The sequence below is a fragment of the Brevibacillus sp. 1238 genome (genome assembly GCF_029892995.1).
In the GTDB taxonomy this organism is placed as follows: Bacteria; Bacillota; Bacilli; order Brevibacillales; family Brevibacillaceae; genus Brevibacillus; species Brevibacillus parabrevis.
This window is the reverse complement of sequence record NZ_JARXWC010000004.1, coordinates 283,164-306,729: the sequence shown is the minus strand read 5'-3', so window position 1 is coordinate 306,729 and position 23,566 is coordinate 283,164. Positions and strand designations below refer to the sequence as shown.

Annotated in this window: 21 protein-coding genes and 2 pseudogenes; 14 read left to right on the top strand and 9 right to left on the bottom strand. The window is 43.5% G+C overall.

From position 1 onward, the window contains the following. Positions 1 to 80 precede the first annotated feature (80 nt). The 6 genes from pckA (at position 81) to sufB (ending at position 7,287) form a co-directional block, all read left to right on the top strand. Complete coding sequence (gene pckA, locus M2298_RS12400) at positions 81 to 1,661, top strand: phosphoenolpyruvate carboxykinase (ATP) (protein ID WP_122964442.1); 1,581 nt, start codon at positions 81 to 83, stop codon at positions 1,659 to 1,661. A gap of 430 nt (positions 1,662 to 2,091) precedes the next feature. Next, positions 2,092 to 2,880, top strand: a complete 789-nt coding sequence (gene sufC / locus M2298_RS12395) for a Fe-S cluster assembly ATPase SufC (RefSeq protein WP_122964443.1) — start codon at positions 2,092 to 2,094, stop codon at positions 2,878 to 2,880. Positions 2,881 to 2,901: 21 nt separating this feature from the next. Continuing rightward, complete coding sequence (sufD, locus tag M2298_RS12390) at positions 2,902 to 4,200, top strand: Fe-S cluster assembly protein SufD (protein ID WP_280648575.1); 1,299 nt, start codon at positions 2,902 to 2,904, stop codon at positions 4,198 to 4,200. Further along, complete coding sequence (locus M2298_RS12385) at positions 4,200 to 5,426, top strand: cysteine desulfurase (protein ID WP_063227330.1); 1,227 nt, start codon at positions 4,200 to 4,202, stop codon at positions 5,424 to 5,426. The genes sufD and M2298_RS12385 overlap by 1 nt, the downstream gene beginning before the upstream one ends. Beyond that, entirely contained in the window at positions 5,413 to 5,850 is a 438-nt protein-coding gene (gene sufU, locus M2298_RS12380; protein WP_122964445.1) for a Fe-S cluster assembly sulfur transfer protein SufU, read from the top strand. The genes M2298_RS12385 and sufU overlap by 14 nt, the downstream gene beginning before the upstream one ends. Positions 5,851 to 5,889: 39 nt before the next feature. Continuing rightward, a complete protein-coding gene (sufB, locus tag M2298_RS12375) occupies positions 5,890 to 7,287 on the top strand; it encodes a Fe-S cluster assembly protein SufB (protein ID WP_122964446.1) in 1,398 nt (465 codons plus the stop codon). Between the two features lie 132 nt (positions 7,288 to 7,419). Here the strand turns inward: sufB and M2298_RS12370 are convergent, their stop codons facing one another. After that, positions 7,420 to 7,653: a tyrosine-type recombinase/integrase gene (locus tag M2298_RS12370; RefSeq protein ID WP_280648620.1), complete on the bottom strand. Its 234-nt coding sequence runs from the start codon at positions 7,651 to 7,653 to the stop codon at positions 7,420 to 7,422. A 39-nt stretch (positions 7,654 to 7,692) separates the two neighbouring features. After that, the gene (locus tag M2298_RS12365; protein ID WP_280648574.1) at positions 7,693 to 8,127 is read right to left on the bottom strand and encodes a site-specific integrase; all 435 of its coding nucleotides are present in this window, start codon (positions 8,125 to 8,127) and stop codon (positions 7,693 to 7,695) included. Positions 8,128 to 8,285: 158 nt separating this feature from the next. Here M2298_RS12365 and M2298_RS12360 point away from each other — a divergent pair, with 158 nt between their 5' ends. From M2298_RS12360 to M2298_RS12345, 4 genes are all read left to right on the top strand, one after another. Continuing rightward, a complete protein-coding gene (locus tag M2298_RS12360) occupies positions 8,286 to 11,039 on the top strand; it encodes a type I restriction endonuclease subunit R (protein ID WP_280648573.1) in 2,754 nt (917 codons plus the stop codon). A 168-nt stretch (positions 11,040 to 11,207) separates the two neighbouring features. Continuing rightward, positions 11,208 to 11,798, top strand: a complete 591-nt coding sequence (locus M2298_RS12355; protein WP_122964450.1) for a restriction endonuclease subunit S domain-containing protein — start codon at positions 11,208 to 11,210, stop codon at positions 11,796 to 11,798. A 26-nt stretch (positions 11,799 to 11,824) separates the two neighbouring features. Beyond that, entirely contained in the window at positions 11,825 to 13,378 is a 1,554-nt protein-coding gene (locus M2298_RS12350; protein ID WP_122964451.1) for a type I restriction-modification system subunit M, read from the top strand. 2 nt (positions 13,379 to 13,380) lie between these two features. Continuing rightward, on the top strand, positions 13,381 to 14,580 hold the full coding sequence (locus tag M2298_RS12345; protein ID WP_122964452.1) for a restriction endonuclease subunit S: 1,200 nt from the start codon (positions 13,381 to 13,383) through the stop codon (positions 14,578 to 14,580). 364 nt (positions 14,581 to 14,944) lie between these two features. Here M2298_RS12345 and M2298_RS12340 read toward each other — a convergent pair. The 5 genes and pseudogenes from M2298_RS12340 to M2298_RS12320 all read right to left on the bottom strand — a co-directional run. Further along, positions 14,945 to 15,383, bottom strand: a pseudogene (locus M2298_RS12340) (site-specific integrase); the annotation flags it as partial. A gap of 127 nt (positions 15,384 to 15,510) precedes the next feature. Continuing rightward, the gene (locus M2298_RS12335; RefSeq protein WP_122964453.1) at positions 15,511 to 16,110 is read right to left on the bottom strand and encodes a hypothetical protein; all 600 of its coding nucleotides are present in this window, start codon (positions 16,108 to 16,110) and stop codon (positions 15,511 to 15,513) included. Positions 16,111 to 16,144: 34 nt separating this feature from the next. Next, positions 16,145 to 16,741 (bottom strand): matrixin family metalloprotease, encoded by a 597-nt coding sequence (locus tag M2298_RS12330; protein WP_280648572.1) that lies wholly within the window; start codon positions 16,739 to 16,741, stop codon positions 16,145 to 16,147. A 573-nt stretch (positions 16,742 to 17,314) separates the two neighbouring features. Beyond that, the gene (locus tag M2298_RS12325; RefSeq protein ID WP_255679174.1) at positions 17,315 to 17,437 is read right to left on the bottom strand and encodes a hypothetical protein; all 123 of its coding nucleotides are present in this window, start codon (positions 17,435 to 17,437) and stop codon (positions 17,315 to 17,317) included. A gap of 23 nt (positions 17,438 to 17,460) precedes the next feature. After that, the gene (locus tag M2298_RS12320; RefSeq protein WP_122964737.1) at positions 17,461 to 18,711 is read right to left on the bottom strand and encodes a helix-turn-helix domain-containing protein; all 1,251 of its coding nucleotides are present in this window, start codon (positions 18,709 to 18,711) and stop codon (positions 17,461 to 17,463) included. A 278-nt stretch (positions 18,712 to 18,989) separates the two neighbouring features. Here M2298_RS12320 and M2298_RS12315 point away from each other — a divergent pair, with 278 nt between their 5' ends. The 4 genes from M2298_RS12315 (at position 18,990) to M2298_RS12300 (ending at position 22,332) form a co-directional block, all read left to right on the top strand. Next, positions 18,990 to 19,127, top strand: a complete 138-nt coding sequence (locus M2298_RS12315) for a hypothetical protein (RefSeq protein ID WP_173598508.1) — start codon at positions 18,990 to 18,992, stop codon at positions 19,125 to 19,127. Positions 19,128 to 19,231: 104 nt separating this feature from the next. Beyond that, positions 19,232 to 20,851: a M56 family metallopeptidase gene (locus M2298_RS12310; RefSeq protein ID WP_280648571.1), complete on the top strand. Its 1,620-nt coding sequence runs from the start codon at positions 19,232 to 19,234 to the stop codon at positions 20,849 to 20,851. A gap of 96 nt (positions 20,852 to 20,947) precedes the next feature. Further along, entirely contained in the window at positions 20,948 to 21,562 is a 615-nt protein-coding gene (locus M2298_RS12305; protein WP_141254156.1) for a hypothetical protein, read from the top strand. Between the two features lie 224 nt (positions 21,563 to 21,786). Beyond that, positions 21,787 to 22,332 carry a hemoblobin-interacting domain-containing protein gene (locus tag M2298_RS12300; RefSeq protein WP_122964457.1) on the top strand — a complete coding sequence of 182 codons (546 nt, stop codon included), beginning with the start codon at positions 21,787 to 21,789 and terminating at the stop codon, positions 22,330 to 22,332. A 168-nt stretch (positions 22,333 to 22,500) separates the two neighbouring features. Here the strand turns inward: M2298_RS12300 and M2298_RS28260 are convergent, their stop codons facing one another. Together M2298_RS28260 and M2298_RS28255 are read right to left on the bottom strand one after the other, a co-directional pair. Next, positions 22,501 to 22,863, bottom strand: coding sequence for a methyl-accepting chemotaxis protein (locus M2298_RS28260; RefSeq protein WP_420840588.1), 363 nt, complete (start codon positions 22,861 to 22,863; stop codon positions 22,501 to 22,503). Between the two features lie 159 nt (positions 22,864 to 23,022). Beyond that, positions 23,023 to 23,472 (bottom strand): annotated as a pseudogene (locus M2298_RS28255) (protoglobin domain-containing protein); the annotation flags it as partial. Positions 23,473 to 23,566 lie beyond the last annotated feature (94 nt).

Here is a 23,566-nt window from a genome sequence, read left to right as displayed (position 1 = left end):
GATATACTAATTACAAATCGAACGACAATGAAAAAGTTAACTTAACTGGATATACATTTTGGGAAGGAGATCGTTCACACATGGAGACCAATACGGTTCACAAGCTTTCTGACATTCTGGGAGCTACTCAGGTACATCGCAACCTGCCTGTAGCTGGACTCGTTGAGATGGCAGTAAAGCGTGGCGAAGGGATTTTGACCGACAAGGGGGCGCTCAATGCGCTAACAGGCAAGTTTACCGGCCGTTCGCCAAAGGACAAATTTGTGGTGGACGAAGCTTCCGTACACGATAAGATTAACTGGGGGCCGGTTAACCAGCCGATTTCCCCGGAAAAATTCCAGGTACTCCAGCAGGACGTACTTCACTACTTGCAAACGAAAAACGAGCTGTTTGTGTTTGACGGTTTTGCTGGTGCAGACACGACTTACCGTCTGCCAATCCGCGTCGTAAACGAATACGCTTGGCACAACCTGTTTGCGCATCAGCTGTTCATCCGTCCTTCTGCGGACGAACTAGCAGCGCACGAAGCAGAGTTTACTGTCATCTACGTGCCGAACTTCAAAGCAAATCCGGCGGTTCACGGAACCAACTCCGAAACTTTCATCGTGATGAGCTTTGAGCAAAAAACCGTATTGATCGGTGGCACCGAGTATGCGGGCGAGATGAAAAAATCGATTTTCAGCGTCATGAACATGCTTTTGCCTGAGCGCAACGTACTGTCCATGCACTGCTCGGCAAACGTAGGCAAAGACGGCGACGTAGCGTTGTTCTTCGGATTGTCCGGTACAGGCAAAACGACTTTGTCCGCTGACCCGAACCGCTTCTTGATCGGTGACGACGAGCACGGCTGGTCCGACAATGGCGTATTCAACATCGAGGGCGGATGCTACGCAAAATGCGTCAAGCTGTCCGAAGAAGGCGAACCGCAAATCTGGAACGCCATCAAATTCGGCACGGTTCTGGAAAACGTAGACGTAGACCCTGTTACTCACGCAGCAGATTACGACAGCACCAAATATACGGAAAATACGCGCGCAGCTTACCCGGTAGAGGCAATCTCCGGCGCAGTGATTCCTGGAGTGGGCGGCCAGCCAAACGTCATCATTTTCCTGACTGCCGATTCGTTTGGCGTTCTGCCTCCAATCTCCAAGCTGAACAAAGAGCAAGCGATGTATCACTTCCTGTCCGGCTATACAAGCAAAATGGCAGGTACAGAGCGCGGCGTAACGGCTCCGCAAACCGAGTTCTCTACATGCTTCGGATCTCCTTTCCTGCCGCTGCATCCGGTTGTTTATGCCGAAATGCTCGGTAAAAAGATCGATGAGCGCGATGTTCAGGTTTACCTCGTAAACACTGGCTGGACTGGCGGCCCTGTAGGTGTTGGACAGCGCATGAAGCTTTCCTACACGCGTGCAATGGTTACCGCAGCTTTGAACGGCGAGCTGGAAAAAGTAGAGTACGTGCAAGATGCAATCTTTGGCGTACACGTGCCGACTTCTTGCCCGAACGTGCCGGCAGAAGTGCTGCAACCGCGCAACACATGGGCAAACAAGGAAGACTACGACAAACAGGCAGCTGACTTGGCTGCACGTTTCATCGAGAACTTCCAGAAGAAATTCCCGAACGCAACGGATATCGCTACGGCAGGTCCAAAAGCGTAAGCGCACCTATACCTATAGCTTGATTGCGAAACCCGTCAGTTTGTCGCTGACGGGTTTTTTTGTGGCAGGCACAGCTTTTCCATTTGACGCGCGATATTTACTCGGGTAAGCTTCCAATGGCAGGCTTTTACACGAGCCATCGGGTGTGGCTTTTTCCATTTCGGGAACAATCTCGGGCAACTGAGGACAAGAAACTTTTTCAGGAATTTGGAAAAGGGTATTGGAAGAAGCGAACTGGGAAAAAATGCTTGGGTGGGTGCCCTATTTGGAAAGGAAATAGGAAGCAAAAGCGTACTTTCTATATATAATGATATAAAAAATACAGATATGTTTCATTCCTTGATTTATAATTATTCTTATTATAAGATAGTTATTGAGAATGGATTGAGAATTTACCAACTCACTTTTGACGTGTATGGAGGGAATTCAGATGACAGCAGTACCGCATTTGCAAATAAAAAACCTTCGCGCCAAGATCGAAGAAAAAGAGATCCTCAAGGGTCTGAATTTGGAAATCAAGGGCGGAGAAGTGCACGCGATCATGGGACCGAATGGTACCGGTAAATCGACACTGGCATCTACGCTGATGGGTCACCCGAAATATGAGGTAACAGATGGCGAAGTGCTGATCAATGGCGACGACCTTTTGGAAATGGAAGTAGACGAGCGCGCACGCGCAGGTCTGTTCCTGGCTATGCAATACCCGTCCGAAATCAGTGGCGTAACGAACTCTGACTTCCTGCGTTCCGCAATCAATGCGCGTCGCGGCGAAGGCAACGAAATCTCCCTGATGAAATTCATCCGCGAGATGGACAAAAAAATGAACACGCTGGAAATGGACGATTCTTTTGCTCACCGCTACCTGAACGAAGGTTTCTCCGGCGGGGAGAAAAAGCGCAATGAAATTTTGCAAATGATGCTCCTGGAGCCAAGCATCTGTATCCTCGATGAGATTGACTCCGGCCTGGACATCGACGCGCTGAAAATCGTAGCCAATGGTGTAAACGAAATGCGTTCCGCTGACCGCGGTTTCTTGATCATCACTCACTACCAACGTTTGCTGAACTATGTAAAGCCTGACTTCGTACACGTCATGATGCAAGGTCGTATCGTGAAGTCCGGTGGTCCTGAATTGGCTGAGCGCCTGGAGGCAGAAGGCTACGACTGGATCAAAGAAGAGCTCGGCATCGAGGACGAAACCGTAAACGCCAACGTGTAGGAAGAAGGAGGCAGCAGTGAAATGAGTGTGGATGTACAGCTCCGCTTCGGTTCCGAAGCGATCACCGAGTACTCCAAAGCTAATCAGGAGCCTGCCTGGTTCCTGGAAAAGCGCCTCGCCGGACTGAAGGCGGCGGGAGAGCTTCCGCTTCCCGCTTTGGAGAAAACGAAGATTGACAAGTGGAATACTGTTGATTTCGATCCGTTTCAAACCACTGCCAAGGTAGCGTCGGCCAATGAGCTGAGCGAATTGGTAAAAGGGCAAATAGATGTGGACAGCGTGAAAAACCTGGTTGTGCAAAAAAATGCCTCCACCGTTTTTCATGCCGTGACAGACGAGCTGAAAGCACAAGGCGTGATTTTTACAACGCTGGCTGACGCTTTGCAAAATCATGGCGAACTCGTTCAAAAATACATGCATCAAGTCATTGCGCAAGACGAGCATAAACTGAGTGCGCTGCATGCCGCAGTTGCAAACGGCGGCGTTTTCCTCTACGTTCCGAAAAATGTAGAAGTAGATGCACCGCTTCAGGTTGTATACGAAATCGCTGGTGACCATGCGCTGTTGGCTCCTCACGTGTTGATCGTGGCAGAAGCGAACAGCAAAGTAACCTACGTCGATACATACGTATCCGGCGAAGGCAAAAGCATGGTAGCGAACAGCATTGCGGAAGTGTTCGTAGGAGCTGGCGCATCCGTGCAGGTAGCTTCCGTGCGTTCCCTGTCCACAGAAGTGCACGACTACAGCTTCCGTCGCGCAATCGTTGATCGTGACGGAAACATGGAATGGATTTTGGGCGAAATGAACGATGGCAACACGGTTGCCAACAATACTACTGTTCTCAAAGGAACAGGTTCGAACGCACTGACCAAGTCCATTTCGGTAGGGACAGGTTCCCAGCGTCAAAACTTGACTTCCCAGGTGCAGCATATCGGAACCCACTCCGAGTCTGACATGGTGAGCAAGGCTGTTATGACAGGTGAAGCAGTCAGCATTTTGAACGGTATCACCAAAATCGAAAAAGGCGCTGAAAAGGCAAACGGTGTGCAGGCGGAAAATATCCTGATGCTGAGTGAAAAAGCTCGTGGCGATGCCAACCCGATCCTTTTGATCGATGAGGATGACGTCAAAGCGGGGCATGCTGCTTCGGTAGGACGCTTCAGTGAAGAGTCCATCTACTACTTGATGTCGCGTGGAATTTCCCGTCAGGGCGCAGAACGTCTGATCATTCTCGGCTTCCTCGATCCGGTCGTTTCCGAGATTCCGGTGGAAGAAGTGAGAAACAAACTCCGTCAGGCGCTTGAAAGGAAGTTAGGCTAATGAACGCCAAGGAGCTTCGGAAATATTTTCCCATCCTTCACCAAGAGGTAAACGGTCATCCGCTCGTTTATCTAGACAATGGAGCAACCTCTCAAAAACCGCTTCCGGTAATTGAGGCGATGGATAAATACTACAAGGAGTTCAACTCCAACGTGCACCGCGGCGTGCACACCTTGGGCAACCGGGCGACAGACGGCTACGAGGGCGCGAGAGAGAAGGTTCGCGCCTTCATCAACGCCCGCGAAGCGGCGGAGATCGTCTTTACGCGCGGCACGACGTCGGCGATCAATACGATTGCCTACGGCTACGCGCGTCTGGTTCTGAAGCCCGGGGATGAGATTGTGACCACACTGGTCGAGCACCACGCCAATTTCATTCCGTGGCAGCAGGCAGCCAAGGCTACCGGAGCGACTTTCAAGTTCATTCCGCTGGCAGAGGACGGTACCGTCACTCTCGAAGCGGTCAAGGAAACAGTAACAGACAATACCAAGATCGTTGCCATTCACCATATTTCCAACGTACTTGGAGATACTACTCCGATCAAGGAAATTGCCCAGATTGCCCATCAGCACGGTGCCCTTTTGTTCGTGGACGGCGCTCAGGGCGCTCCGCACAAAAAAATCGACGTCCAGGATTTGGATTGCGATTTTTACACGTTTTCTGCCCACAAAATGGCTGGCCCTACCGGAGTCGGCGTTTTGTACGGAAAGCGCGAGGTGCTGGAGCAAGTCGAGCCGATGGAATTTGGCGGTGAAATGATCGACTACGTGGATATGTACGATTCTACGTGGAAAGAGCTTCCGTGGAAATTCGAGGGCGGAACGCCGATCATCGCAGGCGCGATCGGACTTGGTGCTGCGATCGACTTCCTGGAAGAAATCGGGATGGAAAACATCGAGCGTCATGAAAAGCACCTGGTGAAATACGCCATGGAGCAAATGCGCGAGATCGAAGGACTGAAAATTTACGGACCGCAGCAAGACCGCAGCAGTTTAATTACATTCAATCTGGATACGGTGCATCCGCATGACCTGGCTACTGTGCTGGACAGCTACGGGATCGCAGTTCGTGCAGGCCATCACTGCGCACAGCCGCTTATGCGCTGGCTGAATGTGACGGCTACCGCTCGGGCAAGCTTCTACCTGTACAACACAGAGGAAGAAGTGGATGTGCTGGTAGCGGGATTGAAGAAGACGAAGGAGTATTTCGGCAATGTCTTCTCTTGATGATTTATACCGCCGCGTGATCATGGACCACTACCAGAAACCGCGCAATCGCGGCAAGCTGGAAGAATCCGACGGACTCATTGTTAATTTGAATAACCCGACTTGTGGCGACAGCATCTCGCTCTCTTTGAAAGTGGAAGAGGGCAAGGTGGTAGATGCGAAGTTTCTCGGCGAAGGCTGTTCGATCAGCATGTCATCGGCTTCGATGATGACGGATGCGGTCAAAGGCATGCCAGTGGAGGAAGCACTTGAACTGGCGCACAAGTTCTCCGAGATGATGCAGGGCAAAGAAATCGACGACTCGATTGATTTGGGTGACATCGAAGCTTTGTCAGGCGTAGCCAAGTTCCCTGCGCGGATCAAGTGCGCCACTCTGGCCTGGAAAGCGCTGGAGCAAGGCATCAAACAGGCAGAGCAAAAATAGCATCAGGTAAGGACATGAATGAAGAAGGAGTGAGCAACGATGGCTAAAAAAGCCCCTGAGATACAGGATTACCAGTACGGCTTTCACGATAAGGACGTTTCTGTATTCCGTACGAAAAAGGGTTTGACCCGCGAGATCGTCGAGGAAATTTCCAAGATCAAAGACGAGCCGGCGTGGATGCTGGAGTTTCGTTTGAAAGCTTTGGATATTTTCAACAGCATGCCGATGCCAAAATGGGGCGGCGATCTGGACGACCTCGATTTCGACAGCATCACCTACTATGTAAAGCCTTCGGAAAAGCAAGGCCGCAGCTGGGATGAGGTGCCGGAAGAAATCAAGGCAACCTTTGACAAGCTGGGTATCCCGGAAGCGGAGCAAAAGTTCCTCGCAGGTGTATCGGCTCAGTACGAATCCGAGGTAGTTTACCACAACATGCAGGAAGACCTGGAGAAACTGGGCGTTCTTTTCTGCGACATGGATTCGGCAGTAAAGCTGTATCCTGACATCGTGAAGGAATACTTCGCGACCGTAATCCCGCCAGCAGACAACAAGTTTGCGGCACTGAACTCGGCAGTATGGTCCGGCGGTTCCTTCATTTACGTGCCAAAAGGCATCAAAGTGGAAACACCGCTGCAAGCTTACTTCCGTATCAACTCGGAAAACATGGGCCAATTCGAGCGTACGCTGATCATCGCGGACGAAGATTCGTTCGTGCATTACGTAGAGGGCTGTACAGCTCCGATCTACAGCACGGATTCCTTGCACTCCGCTGTTGTAGAAATCATCATCAAAGAGCGCGCGCGTTGCCGTTACACCACGATCCAAAACTGGTCCAACAACGTATACAACCTCGTAACCAAACGTGCGGTTGCTTACGCTGATGCAAACATGGAATGGATCGATGGCAACATCGGTTCCAAGCTGACGATGAAATACCCGGCAGTTATCATGAAAGGCCCACGCGCCAAAGGTACGGTTCTTTCCATCGCAGTAGCAGGAAAAGGACAGCACCAGGACGCAGGCGCCAAAATGATTCACCTGGCACCGGATTGCACATCCACAATCATTTCCAAATCGATCTCCCGTGACGGCGGAAAAGTAACCTATCGCGGTCTGGCGCAGTTTGGACGCAAGTCGGAAGGCTCCAAGTCCAACATCAAGTGCGACACGCTGATTCTCGATAAACTGTCCACGTCCGACACGATCCCGTACAACGAGATCATGAACGACAACATCACGCTGGAGCACGAAGCGACTGTATCCAAAGTGTCCGAGGATCAGCTTTTCTACCTGCGAAGCCGCGGCCTGTCGGAAGCAGAAGCGACCGAAATGATCGTCATGGGCTTCATCGAGCCATTCACGAAAGAATTGCCGATGGAGTATGCGGTGGAGATGAACCGTCTCATTAAGTTTGAGATGGAAGGTAGTATCGGATAATATCAAAAAAACCTTTATATATTGCGGGTTTGAGGGGATTATATATCGTGCCAACTTGGTGGCGTGCCAAATTCGTGCCAAGTTGAACTTATCTTTTAGCATAGGAGGCGAACTTTTGAAGTTCGTCTTCTTCTATTTTTTCGGTAATATCAAGATAAGTATCCGCTGTTGTTTTGATGGTTTATGCCCCAAGCGATTTGATACATATTTAAGGCTCGCCTCTGATTCAAGCAGCAGCACCGCATGAATATGTCTAAAGCCGTGGGTGCCTTTATAATCAACACCGGCATTTTTGCAGTAATCTTGCATGGTTTCACGAAAAGTAGAAGGTGTTAAATAATGCCCGTTATAATTTTGAAATACAATGCCATCTTCATTTTTGCGGAATCTTGTATTTCCTAGAATTCATTCATTTTGCTTCATCTTAAACTTCTTTAATTCACGTACTAAATCAGGGTCTATTTTGATAGTGCGATAGGAAGAAGAATTTTTTAATGTCGTTAATTTTACACTGTTATTATCATCACGGCTTGCTTGTTTATCTATAGTTACTTTATCACCAATAATATCTACCCATCTTAAAGCTAAAGCTTCAGATATCCTTAAACCGGTTTTGCTTAAAAAGTACATAAGTATGTAGTAAAGCTGATGATTAGGAAAGCGTTGATATTTGTATTTTTTCATAAAATCTAATAACTGGTTTAATTCCTCAAGGCTAAAATATTTCACTTTTTCTTTCTTTATGGCAACAGAATCCTGAACTGGAACTCTTAATTTATCAGCCGGGTTTTTTTCAAGCACTTCAAGTTCATGAACGGCATAATGTAAAATGCTTTTCATAACAGAAAGATATTTTAATCGCGCTGACACTATGTTTTAAGGTATGCCTGAATCGATGGTTACTGTTCCACAAACAATATTAAAAATAAAAATGAAACTTAAACATTAATTTTTAAGTATAATAAAAGGGACGATGGTATTAAGGAGGTTCCTACCAAATGGCATACCAACCTGAAGCAGAACTTGAAAAAAACTTACATAAACAACTTGTAAATCAAGGCTATAATGCGGTCAAGATTGCGGACTATGATGCATTATTAGCTAATTTTAAGCAACAACTTAATTTATTTAATGAACATAAACTAAATGGACAACCATTATCTGATATAGAATTTAAAAGGATTCTTACATTAATAGAAGGCAAAAGCATTTACGATTCTGCCAAAATCCTACGTGATAAATTATTAATCGAACGTGAAGATGGTACTCAATTATATGTAGAGTTGCTAAACACAAAAGATTGGTGTAAGAATCTTTTTCAGGTTACAACACAAACCACTGTGACTGGAAAGTACACCAATCGTTATGACGTCACTATCTTAATTAATGGATTACCTCTCGTTCAAATAGAATTAAAAAGACGAGGGTTAGACTTTAAAGAAGCGTTTAACCAAATCCAACGCTATCGTCGCCATACATTTCCAGGTTTATATCGTTTTCTACAAATATTTGTAATAAGTAATGGTGTCGATACAAAGTATTTTTCGAATTCTGATTATGACATTCAATTTGGATTTACATTCTTTTGGTCAGATGAAAAAAATGAACTGATTTCAAACTTACAAAGTTTCAGTAGTACATTTTTAAATCCATGCCATCTTGCGAAGATGATTAGTCGTTATATGGTCATTAATGATACAGATAAAGCATTAATGGTTATGCGTCCATATCAAGTTTATGCAATTGAAGCACTTGTAAAGCGAGCAACCGAAACAAACAACAACGGCTACATCTGGCATACAACCGGTTCGGGTAAAACACTGACTTCCTTCAAAGCTGGGCAAATTTTAGCTGATGAGGAAAACATCAAAAAAGTATTCTTCCTCGTTGATCGTCAAGACTTAGACAGTCAAACCATTGCTGAGTTCAACAAGTTCCAGAAGGGAGCGGTTGACCGCACAGACAAAACCGAAGTCCTTATTGGGCAAATACAGAATCCTATGAAGAGATTCATTGTGACAACAATTCAAAAAATGAACAATGCAATCAAAAGTCCAAAGTACGCTAAGATTATGGAACCATATAAACAAGAAAAAGTCGTTTTTATTATTGATGAATGTCATCGTAGCCAATTTGGTGATATGCGAAAAGAGATTGATCGTCACTTCCAAAATGCTCAATACTTTGGTTTTACGGGAACACCACGCTTTATCGAGAATAAAAGTCAAGATGGACGTACAACTGCCGACCTTTTTGAAAAATGCTTGCATTATTACCTTATTAAAGATGCTATCCGTGATGGGAACGTACTTGGTTTCTCAGTAGAATACATTCGTACCTTTAACGCTAATATCGATGAAACAGATGATACAAAAGTACAAGCGATTGATACAGATGAAGTTTGGCATGAGGAACGACGTTTAAACTTAGTAGCTGACCATATAATTAGTAATCATCTACGACGTTCGAAGAGCAAAGGCTATTGCGCTATGTTTGCAGTTGATTCTATTCCTACGTTAATTAAGTATTACGATATTTTTAACTCTAAGAATCATGATTTAAAGATTGCTGGAATTTTTTCATATGGGCAAAACGAGGAAAGTGATGGTACAGGTGAACATTCTCGTGAAGCATTAGACCGCATGATTTCAGATTATAACCAAATTTGTGATACAGACTTCTCGACAGAAACATGGGATCGTTATTTTTCTGATGTATCAAAAAAAGTGAAAAATGCCCAAATAGATATTTTACTTGTCGTAAAGATGTTCTTAACTGGATTTGATAGCAAGCCACTTAATACACTCTATGTGGATAAGAACATGGTATATCATGATTTGTTGCAAGCATATAGCCGTACAAATCGTGTAGAGAAATCTACTAAACCATACGGAAATATTGTTTGCTATCGAAATTTAAAAGAAAAAACAGATGAAGCAATTAAGTTATTCTCTAGAACGGACAACGTTGATACCGTTTTAATGGGGAGCTACGATGAATATTTAAAAGCGTTTAAGGAAGCAGTGAAAAACTTACGAAATGTTGCAGTCATTCCTGAAGAAGTAGACGAGCTAGAAAGCGAGGAAGATAAGCGGCAATTTATCATTGCATTCAAAAATGTGACGAAATTCCTTCAACGTTTACAGTCATTTTCTGATTTTGAGTTTGATGAATCAGAGCTAACAATTTCACAACAATCATATGAAGATTACAAGAGCAAATATTTCAAGGTTTACGAAGATTTTAAGCGTAGTGAAGTGCCAAAAGAATCGATCTTGCATGACATCGACTTTGAGTTAGAGCTAATGCATACAGACAAGATTAATGTCAGCTACATTTTGAATTTAATTGCGAACCTTAACACAGAAAACGAAAAAGAACGTGACAAAGAGATTCGTTTTATCAAACAAGAATTAGACCATGCATCTGATCCGAAGTTACGTCTAAAAATTGAATTGATAAAAGGGTTCTTAGATAAGGTTGCACCAATATTAGCCCCTAATGAATCTGTGATGGATGCATATAACCGTTACGAAGAAGAAATGAGTGAGCAAGAACTCACAACATTTGCAAAACAAGTAAACATTGAAGACAGTATATTACGTGAACAAGTATCAACATATGAGTATTCCACTTTAATTGAAAAAAATGCAATTATGGATTCTTTATCAGGCTCGTTCTTGAAAAAGAATAAAGCAATCAAAGCAATTATTACTTTCATTCGTGACTTTACCGAAAAATACGGTGCGTAGTTACCACATAACCCATTTAATAAATGAGAGGGCGCTAAATTAGCGCTTTTTCTTGTTATTTTAAAAAATATCAAAAATCAAATGAGAAAACATTGATATTTTTTGAAATATCATTTACATTATATTCATAGGTGTTGATATATTAAAAAATATCAAAGGAGGAGTGTTGTGAAACTATATCAAATTGCAAAATTTACACAAGGTGCTTTTGCGAATCGGTTGGAAGCTTTTTCTGACAACGTTGAGACAACAAAAGTCAAACCATTATCATTAAAGGAATTTAACGAAACACTGGGCTTAGCTTATCGAATTTCAAATGAAAAAAATGTGGAAATTGCTGTACCGAAAGAAAAATTGGTACCACAACTGCTAACTGACACAGTCAGTCTTATTTTACACACGCATACACAAAAAATTGCTCTGTTACCCGAGAAATATAGCGGACTATTGTTAACAAATAATTTCATAAAAATCGAATTAACAAGTGATGTAGATGCAGCCTTCTTTGAATGGTACTTTAATGAATATCCATCCATTCGAAAGCAGTTGTCAGTATTAAGTGAGGGAACAGTTATTTCATTATTGAAGCTGTCTCATTTAAAGGATTTAGAAATTGACTTACCACCTATCCGAAAGCAAATAATTATTGGCAAAATAGCTCAGTTAAAAAAGAGAAAAGAATCGTTAATGACTGAAAAACGTGAATTGCAACAGCAATATATTCAACAGAGGCTAATTCAGAGTATCAACGTGAATTAATCATCAAACTTGAGGAGGAACTTACGATGACAACAAGTGAAAAACAACGTCAACAACAGGCTGAATTACATAAAAAATTATGGGCGATGGCTAATGACCTTCGAGGTCAAATGGATGCTAGTGAATTCAAGGATTATATTCTAGGGTTAATTTTCTATCGTTACCTATCAGAAAAAGTAGAAGCACGTGCAAACCAATTATTAAGGGAAGACAACATTTCTTATGCTGAAGCATGGGAAAATGAAGAGTACCGCGAGGACTTAGCAGAATATCTTATTGATGAGTTAGGTTATATAGTAGAACCACAATTTTTGTTCTCATATTTCCTTAAAGAAATTGAAAAAGGAGTAAACGGCAATTTTGACGTAGAAATGCTTCAAAACGGTGTAAAAGCAATTGAATCATCAACATTAGGTACAGAAAGTCAAGACGACTTCCAAAACTTATTTGATGACATGGACTTAACATCATCACGTTTAGGTCGCACAGTTAAAGACCGTTCAAATCTTATAAGTAAAGTCATCGTCAATATTGCAGAAATTCCATTTGAACAAGACAATGCAGAAATCGATGTATTAGGTGATGCGTATGAGTACATGATTTCTCAGTTCGCTGCAAACGCTGGGAAGAAGGCGGGAGAGTTCTATACGCCTCAACAAGTGTCTAAAATCTTAGCGAAGATTGTGGCTGCTGGAAAAACAGAAATTCGTGATGTTTATGATGGGGCTTGTGGATCTGGCTCGTTACTATTACGTGTAGGAAAAGAGGCAAAGGTACACAAATATTACGGACAAGAGAAAGTTTCGACAACATATAACTTAGCTCGAATGAATATGCTGCTACATGGTATTCCCTACCAACGCTTTGATATTAGGAATGCTGATACATTAGAAGAACCACAACATATCGAGCAACGCTTTGAAGTGATCGTTGCAAATCCTCCATACTCAGCAAAATGGAGTGCTGACGACAAATTCAAAGAAGATGAACGCTTTAGTGCTTATGCTAAATTAGCACCAAAATCCAAAGCTGATTTTGCATTTATTCAACATTTTATTCATCAATTGGATGATAACGGTAAAATGGCTGTTGTGTTACCACATGGTGTCCTATTCCGTGGTGCAGCAGAAGGAACAATTCGTAAATATCTGATAGAAGAAAAAAATTACTTAGATGCTGTAATTGGCTTACCAGGAAACGTTTTCTATGGTACAAGTATTCCAACTTGCATCCTTGTATTCAAAAAATGCCGTAAGCATGATGACGATGTATTATTTATTGATGCATCTAATGAATTTGAAAGAGGGAAAAATCAAAACCTTTTATCAGATGAACACGTTGAGAAAATCATTGCCACATTCTTAAGTCGCGAGACAATCAACAAGTATTCTTACGCAGCAACATTAGAAGAAATCAAAGAAAATGATTATAACTTAAACATTCCTCGCTACGTGGATACATTTGAAGAAGAAACAACAGTTGATTTGCAAGCAGTAGCACAACGCTTGAAAGTAATTGATGATGAAATTGCAGAAGTGGATCGAGAGTTAGAGAAATACTTCAAAGAGTTGGAGGTATAAAAATGCATATTCCTTCGTTAAGATTTAAGGAGTTTGAAGATGAATGGATTTTTACTACATTGGGAAACTGTTGTAAATCAATATCATACGGTTTAAATGCTGCGGCCAAGCCATTCGATGGTGAAAATCAATACATTCGTATAACAGATATTGATGATGAAAGTAGAAAATATATAAAGAATAATAGGGTTTCACCAGATGGGGAACTAACTGATGAGTATTTATTAAAAGAAAACGATATAGTATTTGCACGAACCGGGGCAAGCACAGGTAAATCTTACATTTATAAAAAGGAAGATGGAAAACTATACTTTGCAGGGTTTTTAATTAGAGCACGAATTGAAGAAAAACATAATGCCAAATTTATTTATTATCAAACAATGACTCAATCATATAATAATTGGGTTAAAGTAATGTCTATGCGTTCTGGGCAACCTGGTATCAATTCTAAGGAATATGCATCCTATCATTTCTATCTACCTAGTTTAGAGGAACAAGTGAAAATAAGTAGCTTTCTTGAGAAATTTGATTCGAAAATCCAACTTCAACAAGAAAAAATCAACTTGCTGAAAGAACAGAAAAAAGGCTATATGCAGAAGCTTTTTAGTAAGAAATTGCGATTTAAGGATGAAAATGGGGCTGATTTCCCTGAGTGGAAAACTAATATTAAAGCTGATGAATTATTTGAGTCAGTTTCTAATAAAAACCACAATGGTGATTTTCCTGTCCTTTCTGCTACTCAAGATAATGGGATGGTCTTAAGAGATACTTTAGAAAGACATATGGCATTCAGTAATGAGAATTTAAAATCATACAAACTTGTAGAAACGAACGATTTTATTATTAGTTTGCGTTCTTTCCAAGGCGGCATTGAGATTTCCAATTTACAGGGTCTAGTAAGCCCTGCTTATACAGTATTTCGTAAAAAAGGTAAAAAGATTTACGAACCATATTTCGCGAAATTTTTTAAAACAGATTCTTTTATCCAGCGATTAAACACGACAACTTATGGTATTAGAGATGGAAAAGCAATTAGCTATAAAGATTTCGCTACACTTAAATTCAATATTCCTACTCTAGAAGAGCAAAGAAAAATTGCTGAGTTTCTAAATTTATTGGATAATAAAATTCAAAATGAACAAGAAAAATTATATTTATTACAAAAACAAAAACAAGCTTTCATGCAACAAATGTTAATCTAATCATAAAAAAACAAAAACAGCACCTCTTTTACTATTTAGAAAAGGTGCTGTTCCAAATTTCGTGAAAAACCCCATTTACATATGATACGTTTCATCACGACTAATGTAAGGAAGAAAAACCCGTATCTTTTTATGATTGTTCTTGTCCTTCCTCGCAAACATTGAGTTCTAAAATTTTAATCCTTTCTACATGGTTTTATTAGTCAAATTTCCGTGCCAAGTTGAAATTATAATCCATTTTAAACCATTTGAAGGAACGGCTTTATATCAAAGGTCTGACCGGATTTATTGCTAATCAGTTCGTGTCATTTCGAGCAAAATTAATCAAGTTCGAGATGGAGGGAAGCATCGGTTAAGCTTAATATTATAGACTTTTCCTGCTCCTGCTGGGCTGGTTGCCCATGATTTGCCCATTTTGGACGTACCTCTCGTAAAGGGCGAGTGCGTCGTTTTCAATCTTATTAGTGATGTGTAAATACGTGTCCGCTGTGACTTTGACGCTTGCGTGCGTGTCCTAGTCGCTCGGACACGTATTTTATATTTGCGCCGGTTTTGAGAAGATGGACCGCGTGGGAGTGCTTTAAAGCGTGCGGAGACAGAACCGGAAGCTCGGCCCGCTTGCATACCTCTTTGAAGTATTCTCGCACGCTGTTCTTTGACTTTGGCGTCGAAATGTAAGGCGTCGAGTTGAGCGGATAAACCAGCGTTTTATTGATCGTTAAGCGGCCGGTTTCGGTGTCAATGTCATCCCAAGTTAACGTCAGCGCTTCATCGATCCGAAGACCGGTGCGGGTCATCGTGGATTGGAAGGCTATACAAGGAGTTCATAAAGAAAAGAGAATGACCTGTCGATATGAACTTTTGTAAAAAGAGAGTAACCCGCTAGTTAGATTCTCAACTAGCGGGTTACTCCTGTTAAAACGTCATGATTTACTGCTGCAAAGGATTTTTGTCATCTTTATGACTTTCAATTATGTCGACTATCTCATTTAATTGGAATTTCTCTCTTTTATTGTCAACTTTATCATTTTTAACTTTAAATTTTCCTTGGTAGGAACCCACTATTGCATAGTGATCAGTAGAGTTTGTTTTGTTCGCTGGTGAATCATCAACATTTAGAAATAGGAGGACTTTCTCGTTTTCAGTAAATTCTGGTGCATTTTCCATATCCATAATTACGTTTTCTGTTTCTCCACCGTAAACACGAACTACGACTTCGTCTAATTCCTTACCTTTATGCGTTTTGTTTACTTTTATTGTGATATCTCGATAAATTGCATCTGCATCCTCAATCACTTCTGGCTCATTTCCATCCTCTGTATTCCATTGTGGCTGTGTAATGTGATTAATTTTACCTTCAATGATTAAGGAACTTGCTGCAGCCAGTTCCTCAGGTGATAATTCGATTAACGTACCTTCAACACGAATTGTTGACTTGGTTACATTATATGTGTCGTAAACCACATAACCAAGGCCAAAAGCTAAAATCATAGAAGAAGCGATTATTCCGCTTTTAATGTTCATTTTCATTATTTTTACCTCCTGTTATTTTTAATCCTAGATGCTATTTAGAGTGGTTAATCACATAAGCATCTTTATCATATTTTGAGAGAGGAATTTTCACTTGATCCTTATCTAAAGTTGCATACATAACAGCCGGTTTATCTGCTAAATGACCAATCCCAAGTACATGTCCCATTTCGTGAGTCATGATGGTTCGTAGGTGGAATGTATTTGAATCAGGTTTAGATCCGGTCGAATAGGCAAAAGATTCGTTGACTACTATATCTGCTTCGATAACATAGTCATAACGGTTGATATAAGCTCTTGTTTCGGCAAGTTTACCACCAGTAGTCCCAAGAGAGGCTGTGTAGATTATGTTTATCGCATCTTTTTTTGACGAAGCAATGTCTGTTTTTACAGGACTTTCCTTTAGATAATAGACGGGATCATCAACATTGTTCCATTGGTTATCAGCTGTTATAATCGCAGTTCTCTCACTTTTAGTGATTGATTTATCCAATGTGTATTCATAATCCTTATTAGGGTCCCACTTTGCAAATGCAACATCAGCATTACTTGCTTCTGCAAAACCATAACCCAAAGCAAAAAAAGCTCCTAAACACGATGTTAACAAGATTGATTTCTTAAACAAATTCATGGTAACTCTCCTTTTTAATAATAATAAAAACAGCACAATTTAAAATATACCAACAAATACCAAATTTTGTAAGTATATGTTTTTTGCATTTTTCTACAATATATTACATATTATTCTTTTGGTTATTGTGTATCAATTAATGGGAAATCCGAAAAATCTATTCTTTAAAAAAAAATCGTGCCACTAGAATGCTTTTTAGTCTTGGATCATGCTACAATGCTGGATCAAGTAACAGAAAAAGCGACAACATAAGCGCGGAAGCCCTGCTTCGGATTTTGAGTCCGAGGTAGGGCTTTTCTATTATTGGGACAAATGTATGATTGTGAAAAAGTGAGGTGATAAAATGACCTGCGATTTAAAAGATGTTGGCGAAAGACCGCAAATCCTATTTACTGGACCTGAAAGGAAAATGGATGATGGTTCGGGATTGTACGCATCATGCCCCACATGCCCCGTGAACAATCATCGTGCAACGAGTCGAGAACACTCGTGACAAAACCCCCACCAAACCCGTACATAACAATGACACGAAACAAAAAAAGAGAGGCAATATCGCCTCTCTTTTCACAACGATTACCAATCCGGCTCCACCAGATAAGGCTTCGCTTTTGGCTTTGCAGCGGCACTGACGTCTTCTGATACGACGGGCGAGGAAAAGAACAAGACAAGAGCAAGAATCCAAAGAATCTTTTTCATGAAGCTTTCCTCCTTTTCTATGTTTATATAATATTATCACATATATCTTCAAGAATTTCCATATTTTTGAAAGATAGATTTTTGTTGTTTGTGCGATGGTGGCGGAGGAACAGGCGGATGCCATCGATGACCTCGGAGGTTGTGCCCAGTTGTTTGAAATATTTGATGCTTTCGCTCAGGCTGTGGAATCCTTGATCGAACTTCTCCAGCGAGATCAAGCAGAGTGCCTTGCGCCTGTAGTATTGCGCCAATGTTTTCATTCGATAAGGATGTTGCGGCGTGGCTTCCGGGAGAAACTGATCTTCCGATTCGATCAGCCGCAGAAGCTCGTCTGTTTTTCCAGCCTCCAGGTAAGATGCCATGAGGTCGACGACGATGGATATCCGCCCTTCTTTTTTCGCCTCCTGCAAGCAGACGCGAAACAATTCGATCGCTTCCTCGTGCTGGCCTTTTTTCGCCAAGAGGGTGGCGCGAAAATGATTTTTGCGAAAATCGGCGTATTGGCTGTTCTCGTATTCTTTCAAGTAGATGGCAGCGACGTGGATGTCTCCGAAGTAGACACATGAGTTGAACAGCGAGATGTAGGCCGATGCTTTTTGCTTGCTATCCGTCCGATCCTCGCGCAAGCCCAGCCTGCATAACTCGATGCTTTCGTCGTGCAGTCCCAGAATGTTGGCGTGAACACCCATTTTGTAATAGTAGTCGATGCGATCTTCTGTATAGAGATGCTCGGTGTAGAGGAGCAGCTCCTTCCCGCGACGATACGTTTCCTCGAAACGGGAGAAGTCGTCTCGCTCGATCAAATACCGTTCATACAGGGCGCTGGCGAGATAGGATGGTATGCCCCGACTTCTGGTGAATGTAATAATCGAATCGCATAAAATACGTTTGATTCGCTTGTTCTCCGTATCTCTGGCGGTGCCGTCGATATGATCCAACGCTCTGAATGTATCAATCCGGGGAGATTCCAAATAGCGAATGGCAACTTTCGCGACAAGTGCTTCCCAGCCTTCCCGAATCACCTCTGCCAGGACAATTTCCAGCGTTTTCGGATGATAGGTCGTGTCTACAAAAGCGTTTATGATCGTGCTAGGCGCTATATCCATAGCGTCCGCTATTTTTTTCCACGTGGTATAACTGGGCCGCTTCGTCTCCCCCGATTCAATGGAGGATAAGGTACTTTTGCTGACCCCGGACATTTCTGCGAGATCTGAAAGAGATAGATTGCGTCGACTACGATGGCTGCTAATGAGTTCACCTAATGAAAGCGACACCACACCGAGCCTCCTTTTCCATTATCTGTATCTATACCCACTTTACCACAAAATAAATTGGACGGGTCAATAAATTTCCAGTATAGGCAAACGTATCAGAAAATAAAAAGGGGGAGGGAAGTCTTTGCTGAGAAGACACCCGGCTGTTCCCTTGCGGACTGTACTTTGAAGTTGGTTATACTCGCAAATTTTCGATTTCCTCATATTGACAATTTAAATTTACAGATGTAATATTATCAACGCATCATTTACAACTGTAAATTTAAAGGAGTGAATGCATGGGAGAATTGCCGAAAATATCTGAATCGGAACCGGAAAACATGAAAGAGATTTGGAAGAGAAGCCCGATCACGGCTGAGCAGATTGCGATTTATTTGTCCGACTCCAGCGAGCGGAGCGACCAGGCGGTTCGATAGGGTGATCGAACTTTTGCAACAGGTGCTACAGGAGAAAAAAGAGAAAAAGGAAACGGTTCTCAGACCTAAGCAAAGGCTGGAAACTATAAAAAGAGGGAAAAGACATGGATATGGTAGTTGACGTTTTTTTATGGTTCTTTTATTCCACACTGACTGCGAGCGTCGTTGCCTTGCTGGTGATGTCTGTGCAAAAAATGTTTCATCGCCGCATGAGTGCACGCTTTCGCCATTTGCTGTGGATGATCGTCTTGCTTCGGTTGCTGCTTCCTGACTTCCCTGACAGCCCTGTCAGCATGTTTCACGGACTGCCATATGCTTCCGACATAAAAAGAGCTGTTCTTGCGCTAAATCCTTTTGCGGACGGGCAAACGTCCAAGAAATTACCACAAAACAGCCAAGAAAATGTATCTACTCCAAACCATTTTACCACGATGAACGAGAAAAATCATGGGATCGCGAAGCCTGTTCTTCCCGAACAAGCTCAACAGCAACAAGCTCCTGCTGCATCCCGGCATGGTCTTGCCTTGCAATTGATTTCACTGGTGTGGCTGATCGGCTCCGTGACGATCATCGCCGCATTGTTCGCCTATACGCAAAAAATAAAGAGACGGTTTCGGACATACAAACGGATTACGGACGAGCAGACTCTGGCTGTCATGAACAATTGCCGCCGGAAGTTCCGCATCAGGCAGCCCATTCCTTTGTATACGGGAAGCGATTCGATCGGCCCGTACGTTTTCGGAATACTCGCTCCGCGGGTGTATTTGCCACAAGCGATGGAAAAGGAGTTGGACCATGTTCAACTCGCCCACGTTCTGGCGCATGAGGTAGCCCACGTAAAAAGACGGGATACACTGTGGAACACGCTGAGCGTTTTGGCGTTGGCGATTCACTGGATGAATCCGCTTGTCTGGTTGTGCATGAAAAAGATGAAAACAGACGGAGAGCTTGCGTGTGACGCATGTGCGCTGGAAGTTTTGGGAGAAGCCGAGGCGATCCCTTATGGACTGACCATGATTGAGTTTCTCAAGCATGCATCGACGAAACAGAGCCGGCAACCGTTGCTGTTCTTTTTCGAATCGAACGATAAAAAGGAAATTCTCAGGAGGATTACGATGATCCAATCGTTTAAAAAAGGCTCTTACCGCTTGTCGGCAATCGCTGTCGTGTGCGTCGTTTGCATCGGGACAGCGGCGTTGACCCATGCGGCCCAGCCAGGAGCAGGAACCATACAGGAGAGCCATGCTGTGAGCAGTTTGGCGGCGAACAAAAAGGAAGTGCTGGTTGATGCGCCGATTCGAAGCTATACGGAATTGGAGAGAGCAGTCAAGGTCGCGGATTTTCCGTTTAAAGTTCCCGCTGCTTTACCAAAAGGCTATATGTTGCTAGGCATCGATGTAGGACCTGAGGATGTCATGAAGCACGGATCAGACGAGAACAAACATACAGGCAAAAAACGGACAATGGTTCGCATGTATTTGCAAAAGATGGGAAATGACGGAGAGCATGATTACATTGACGGTGGCCTGGAAATTACCGCAATCCGTGGCGGAGTGGGGCTGGATGCCGCTTACACGGAAATTGTCAAAGAAGAAGAGCTGGGCTGGCCCATCCGGGACGGCAGCATCAAAGAGATGAAAAAGGAAACGCTGAATGTACAAGGAGTGAATGTGCTAAAGGCGGCTGCCCACAGGGAAAAGGAAGTGGACAAATACAGCGTCTGACTGGATAACGGCGTACAGTATCGCATCCATAATCGCCTGGATGGCGTTCTTGGAAAAGACATCACAGATGCCGATTTCGCCAAAATGATCACTAGCATGACAGCTCCTGATCAGCAGGTCTACAAACAATACACCTCGCAACGAAAAGGCGCGTCCCACGATATTTATGACACCGACGATTTGCAGCAAGTGCAAAAAGCGATCGGATTTGCACCCAAATTTCCCGTTCAGCCCCTCGGGAAGTATCGGATCGAACGTGCTCAACTTCAACCAGCAGCAATTTATCTAGGGGAGAAGGACGGCAAGGCAAGTGAAAGCCAGCTGCTCAATATGGAGTACATGGGAGCGGACATCAACCAGGAAGGGATTTACCAATTCTGGTTTGTGCAGTTCAAAGACGCTAACTTGTTGGAGCAGTTCAAAAAAACCGGAATGGTCCTGGACGGCTCCACAGAGAAACGTACAGGAAAAGCCAGTTCTGTCTCCATTGCTGGAAAAGAAGTGATCAAAACAGAAGTGCTTCAGGAGAATGCCTCTCCACAGCTGCTTCATGTCAGCTACACTTGGGCAGAGCAAAATGCATACTACGCAATCGGATTTAACCTGGTCAAATCGAAGAACAATCCTGATTGGGACAAGAATATCGATCAATCTGCGCTGGTGGAATACTTGATGAAGCAACAAAAGATGAACCTTGCCGATCCGAAGTAAGGCAGGAGAAAAGGGGCGTCGACCTGGACGCTCCTTTTTCAATGATCAAACACTTAACCTTGGATAGTGGAGGGGAAATGATGATTTCTCCTACAATAATCGTGCCCGTTGTAAAATTTTTCTTATCCGCTGATGGAACGCCGTGTGCGATGAAAGTCGCCCGCACGGTGTAGGCTCGAACAAAACTCCCGCGCAAAAGATGGGAGCAAGTCGAGAATAGCGGATTGCCGGCACCTGCTTTGAACGTTGTGCTCAAAAGCAACGGCATGTTTGAAATCGCGTTTGCCGATAACTTGAATTGGCGCGAGAACATTTTCCGTATCCGCAACAAAACAGAAAACAGGATCATCGCTGAGAGTGACATCGATACGACACAAGCCGGAAAAATCATGATGAATCAGTCGAACTACGTCTATGAGCCGGGGAGATACGAATTTGTCATTTCCGCAACAGGCTACCAGGATGTGACAGTCGAGATTGACATGGCTCCGCCAGTGGCGCCCCCTGCCTTAACAGGGACGGTCGTGAGTGAGCATGAATTTCACATCACGTTTTCGGACGATCCAAGCTGGCGCGAACACATCACGAAAGTATGGGATCGCTCGAACGAAAGATGGATTGACGGATTCCGGCTGGATACCACTCAGCCAGGAAAAGTTATCATGAATGTTCAGGGAAGAAACTATGCGCCTGGTACGTATGAATTTGCTATCACGGTAGACGGATACACGAATGCCATCGTGGAGTTTGAGGTCATAGAACGTCGATAATGTTGTGCATGAAAGCTCCATCAGCGGCCCCCGGGAAAAGTCCGGGGGTTTTCTTTTGCCGAAAAAGGCTTGCCGGGATTGCGATGAAAGCCGCAATGGGACGCACCGTGAGCAAAAAAACAGCCAAGCGGGACATATTCGCCCCGCTCGGCTGTCGACTGAAAAAGACTATTGCCTGCTTTGCAAGCGGCAAGACAGCTCATCCAAGGCTTGGATAATCGATAATAATTGCTCGGAAGTGGAATCGAGCTGATCGGCTGATTGCGCGGAAAGCGTGACCTGTTGCTCGATTTTTTGCAGTTGGGAAACCATGCTGCCAAGCGAATGATTGATTTCTTTGGAAGAAGCGTTTGACTTGTCCGCGAGCTTGCGCACTTCATCGGCGACGACGCCAAAGCCGCGCCCGTGTTCTCCCGCTCGCGCCGCTTCGATGGCTGCATTCAAGCCCAGCAAATTCGTCTGCACAGACACATCGGATACGAAGCCGCTCAATTTCTCGATTTCTTCGTTTTGCTCTTTGAGCACGCGCATGGATTGGGCGATCTCTTCATTGTATACGGCAAGATTGGTTGCAGACTCGGCAAACACAGAGGAGATGCGCAACGCTTCCTGGGTAGTCGTGCTTAACTCGGCAGCCATTTGCTCCATGTTCTCGCGGTAGATCGCATTTTCGCGCATAGTTTCGCCTATGTATTGTTCCAGAATGATCGCGGAATCAAAGAACACCCTTTTGGACAGCGCCTGGTAAAAGGCATCCGGATCGCTGAGGGAGTGCAGCCTTTGGGAAAACAGCCGCAAATAAAGAGAATAGCCCCCCAAAAACCAGGAAGCGGACAAACCGATTCTGGCATGAGTGGAGCCGATCCGTTGGCGACTTGTGATGTAGTGGGCGTCGATGACATTGCTCGTCAGCGATTCCACGTAGTCATACTGCATGTTTTTCAGTCTGTCGACCGCTGCATTCGCCTGTATCAACTTGCGCAGATGCGAATGCTTTTCCAGTTCTTCGTAAAAACAGTCAACAATTTCGTGCAGGTGAGTCTGGACGTACTCTTTGTGACGAGCTAACAAATCCAGATCCGCCTCCGTCAAAGCGTAAAAATCCAGTAGTTCTCTCCACTTCTTTTCTACTTCAATCAATGCTGCCGACCCCTTTTTCTTGTCTGATTGTCTGATAGGTTAAGAAAACACTTTTCAAATTTTACCAGAAAATCTATAGGAAAATGCGATGATT

Excerpts from the sequence above, each read along its gene's own strand:
- M2298_RS12345 (WP_122964452.1), top strand. The coding sequence starts at position 13,381 with ATGCATATTCCTTCGTTAAGATTTAAGGAGTTTGAAGATGAATGGATT.
- sufC (WP_122964443.1), top strand. The coding sequence starts at position 2,092 with ATGACAGCAGTACCGCATTTGCAAATAAAAAACCTTCGCGCCAAGATC.
- M2298_RS12335 (WP_122964453.1), bottom strand. The coding sequence starts at position 16,110 with ATGAAAATGAACATTAAAAGCGGAATAATCGCTTCTTCTATGATTTTA.
- sufD (WP_280648575.1), top strand. The coding sequence starts at position 2,902 with ATGAGTGTGGATGTACAGCTCCGCTTCGGTTCCGAAGCGATCACCGAG.
- M2298_RS12330 (WP_280648572.1), bottom strand. The coding sequence starts at position 16,741 with ATGAATTTGTTTAAGAAATCAATCTTGTTAACATCGTGTTTAGGAGCT.
- M2298_RS28260 (WP_420840588.1), bottom strand. The coding sequence starts at position 22,863 with ATGCGCGTGCTCAAAGAGCAAAACGAAGAAATCGAGAAATTGAGCGGC.
- M2298_RS12310 (WP_280648571.1), top strand. The coding sequence starts at position 19,232 with ATGGATATGGTAGTTGACGTTTTTTTATGGTTCTTTTATTCCACACTG.
- sufB (WP_122964446.1), top strand. The coding sequence starts at position 5,890 with ATGGCTAAAAAAGCCCCTGAGATACAGGATTACCAGTACGGCTTTCAC.
- M2298_RS12305 (WP_141254156.1), top strand. The coding sequence starts at position 20,948 with ATGACAGCTCCTGATCAGCAGGTCTACAAACAATACACCTCGCAACGA.
- M2298_RS12325 (WP_255679174.1), bottom strand. The coding sequence starts at position 17,437 with ATGAAAAAGATTCTTTGGATTCTTGCTCTTGTCTTGTTCTTTTCCTCG.
- M2298_RS12365 (WP_280648574.1), bottom strand. The coding sequence starts at position 8,127 with ATGAAAAGCATTTTACATTATGCCGTTCATGAACTTGAAGTGCTTGAA.
- M2298_RS12350 (WP_122964451.1), top strand. The coding sequence starts at position 11,825 with ATGACAACAAGTGAAAAACAACGTCAACAACAGGCTGAATTACATAAA.
- M2298_RS12360 (WP_280648573.1), top strand. The coding sequence starts at position 8,286 with ATGGCATACCAACCTGAAGCAGAACTTGAAAAAAACTTACATAAACAA.
- M2298_RS12385 (WP_063227330.1), top strand. The coding sequence starts at position 4,200 with ATGAACGCCAAGGAGCTTCGGAAATATTTTCCCATCCTTCACCAAGAG.
- sufU (WP_122964445.1), top strand. The coding sequence starts at position 5,413 with ATGTCTTCTCTTGATGATTTATACCGCCGCGTGATCATGGACCACTAC.
- M2298_RS12315 (WP_173598508.1), top strand. The coding sequence starts at position 18,990 with ATGGGAGAATTGCCGAAAATATCTGAATCGGAACCGGAAAACATGAAA.
- pckA (WP_122964442.1), top strand. The coding sequence starts at position 81 with ATGGAGACCAATACGGTTCACAAGCTTTCTGACATTCTGGGAGCTACT.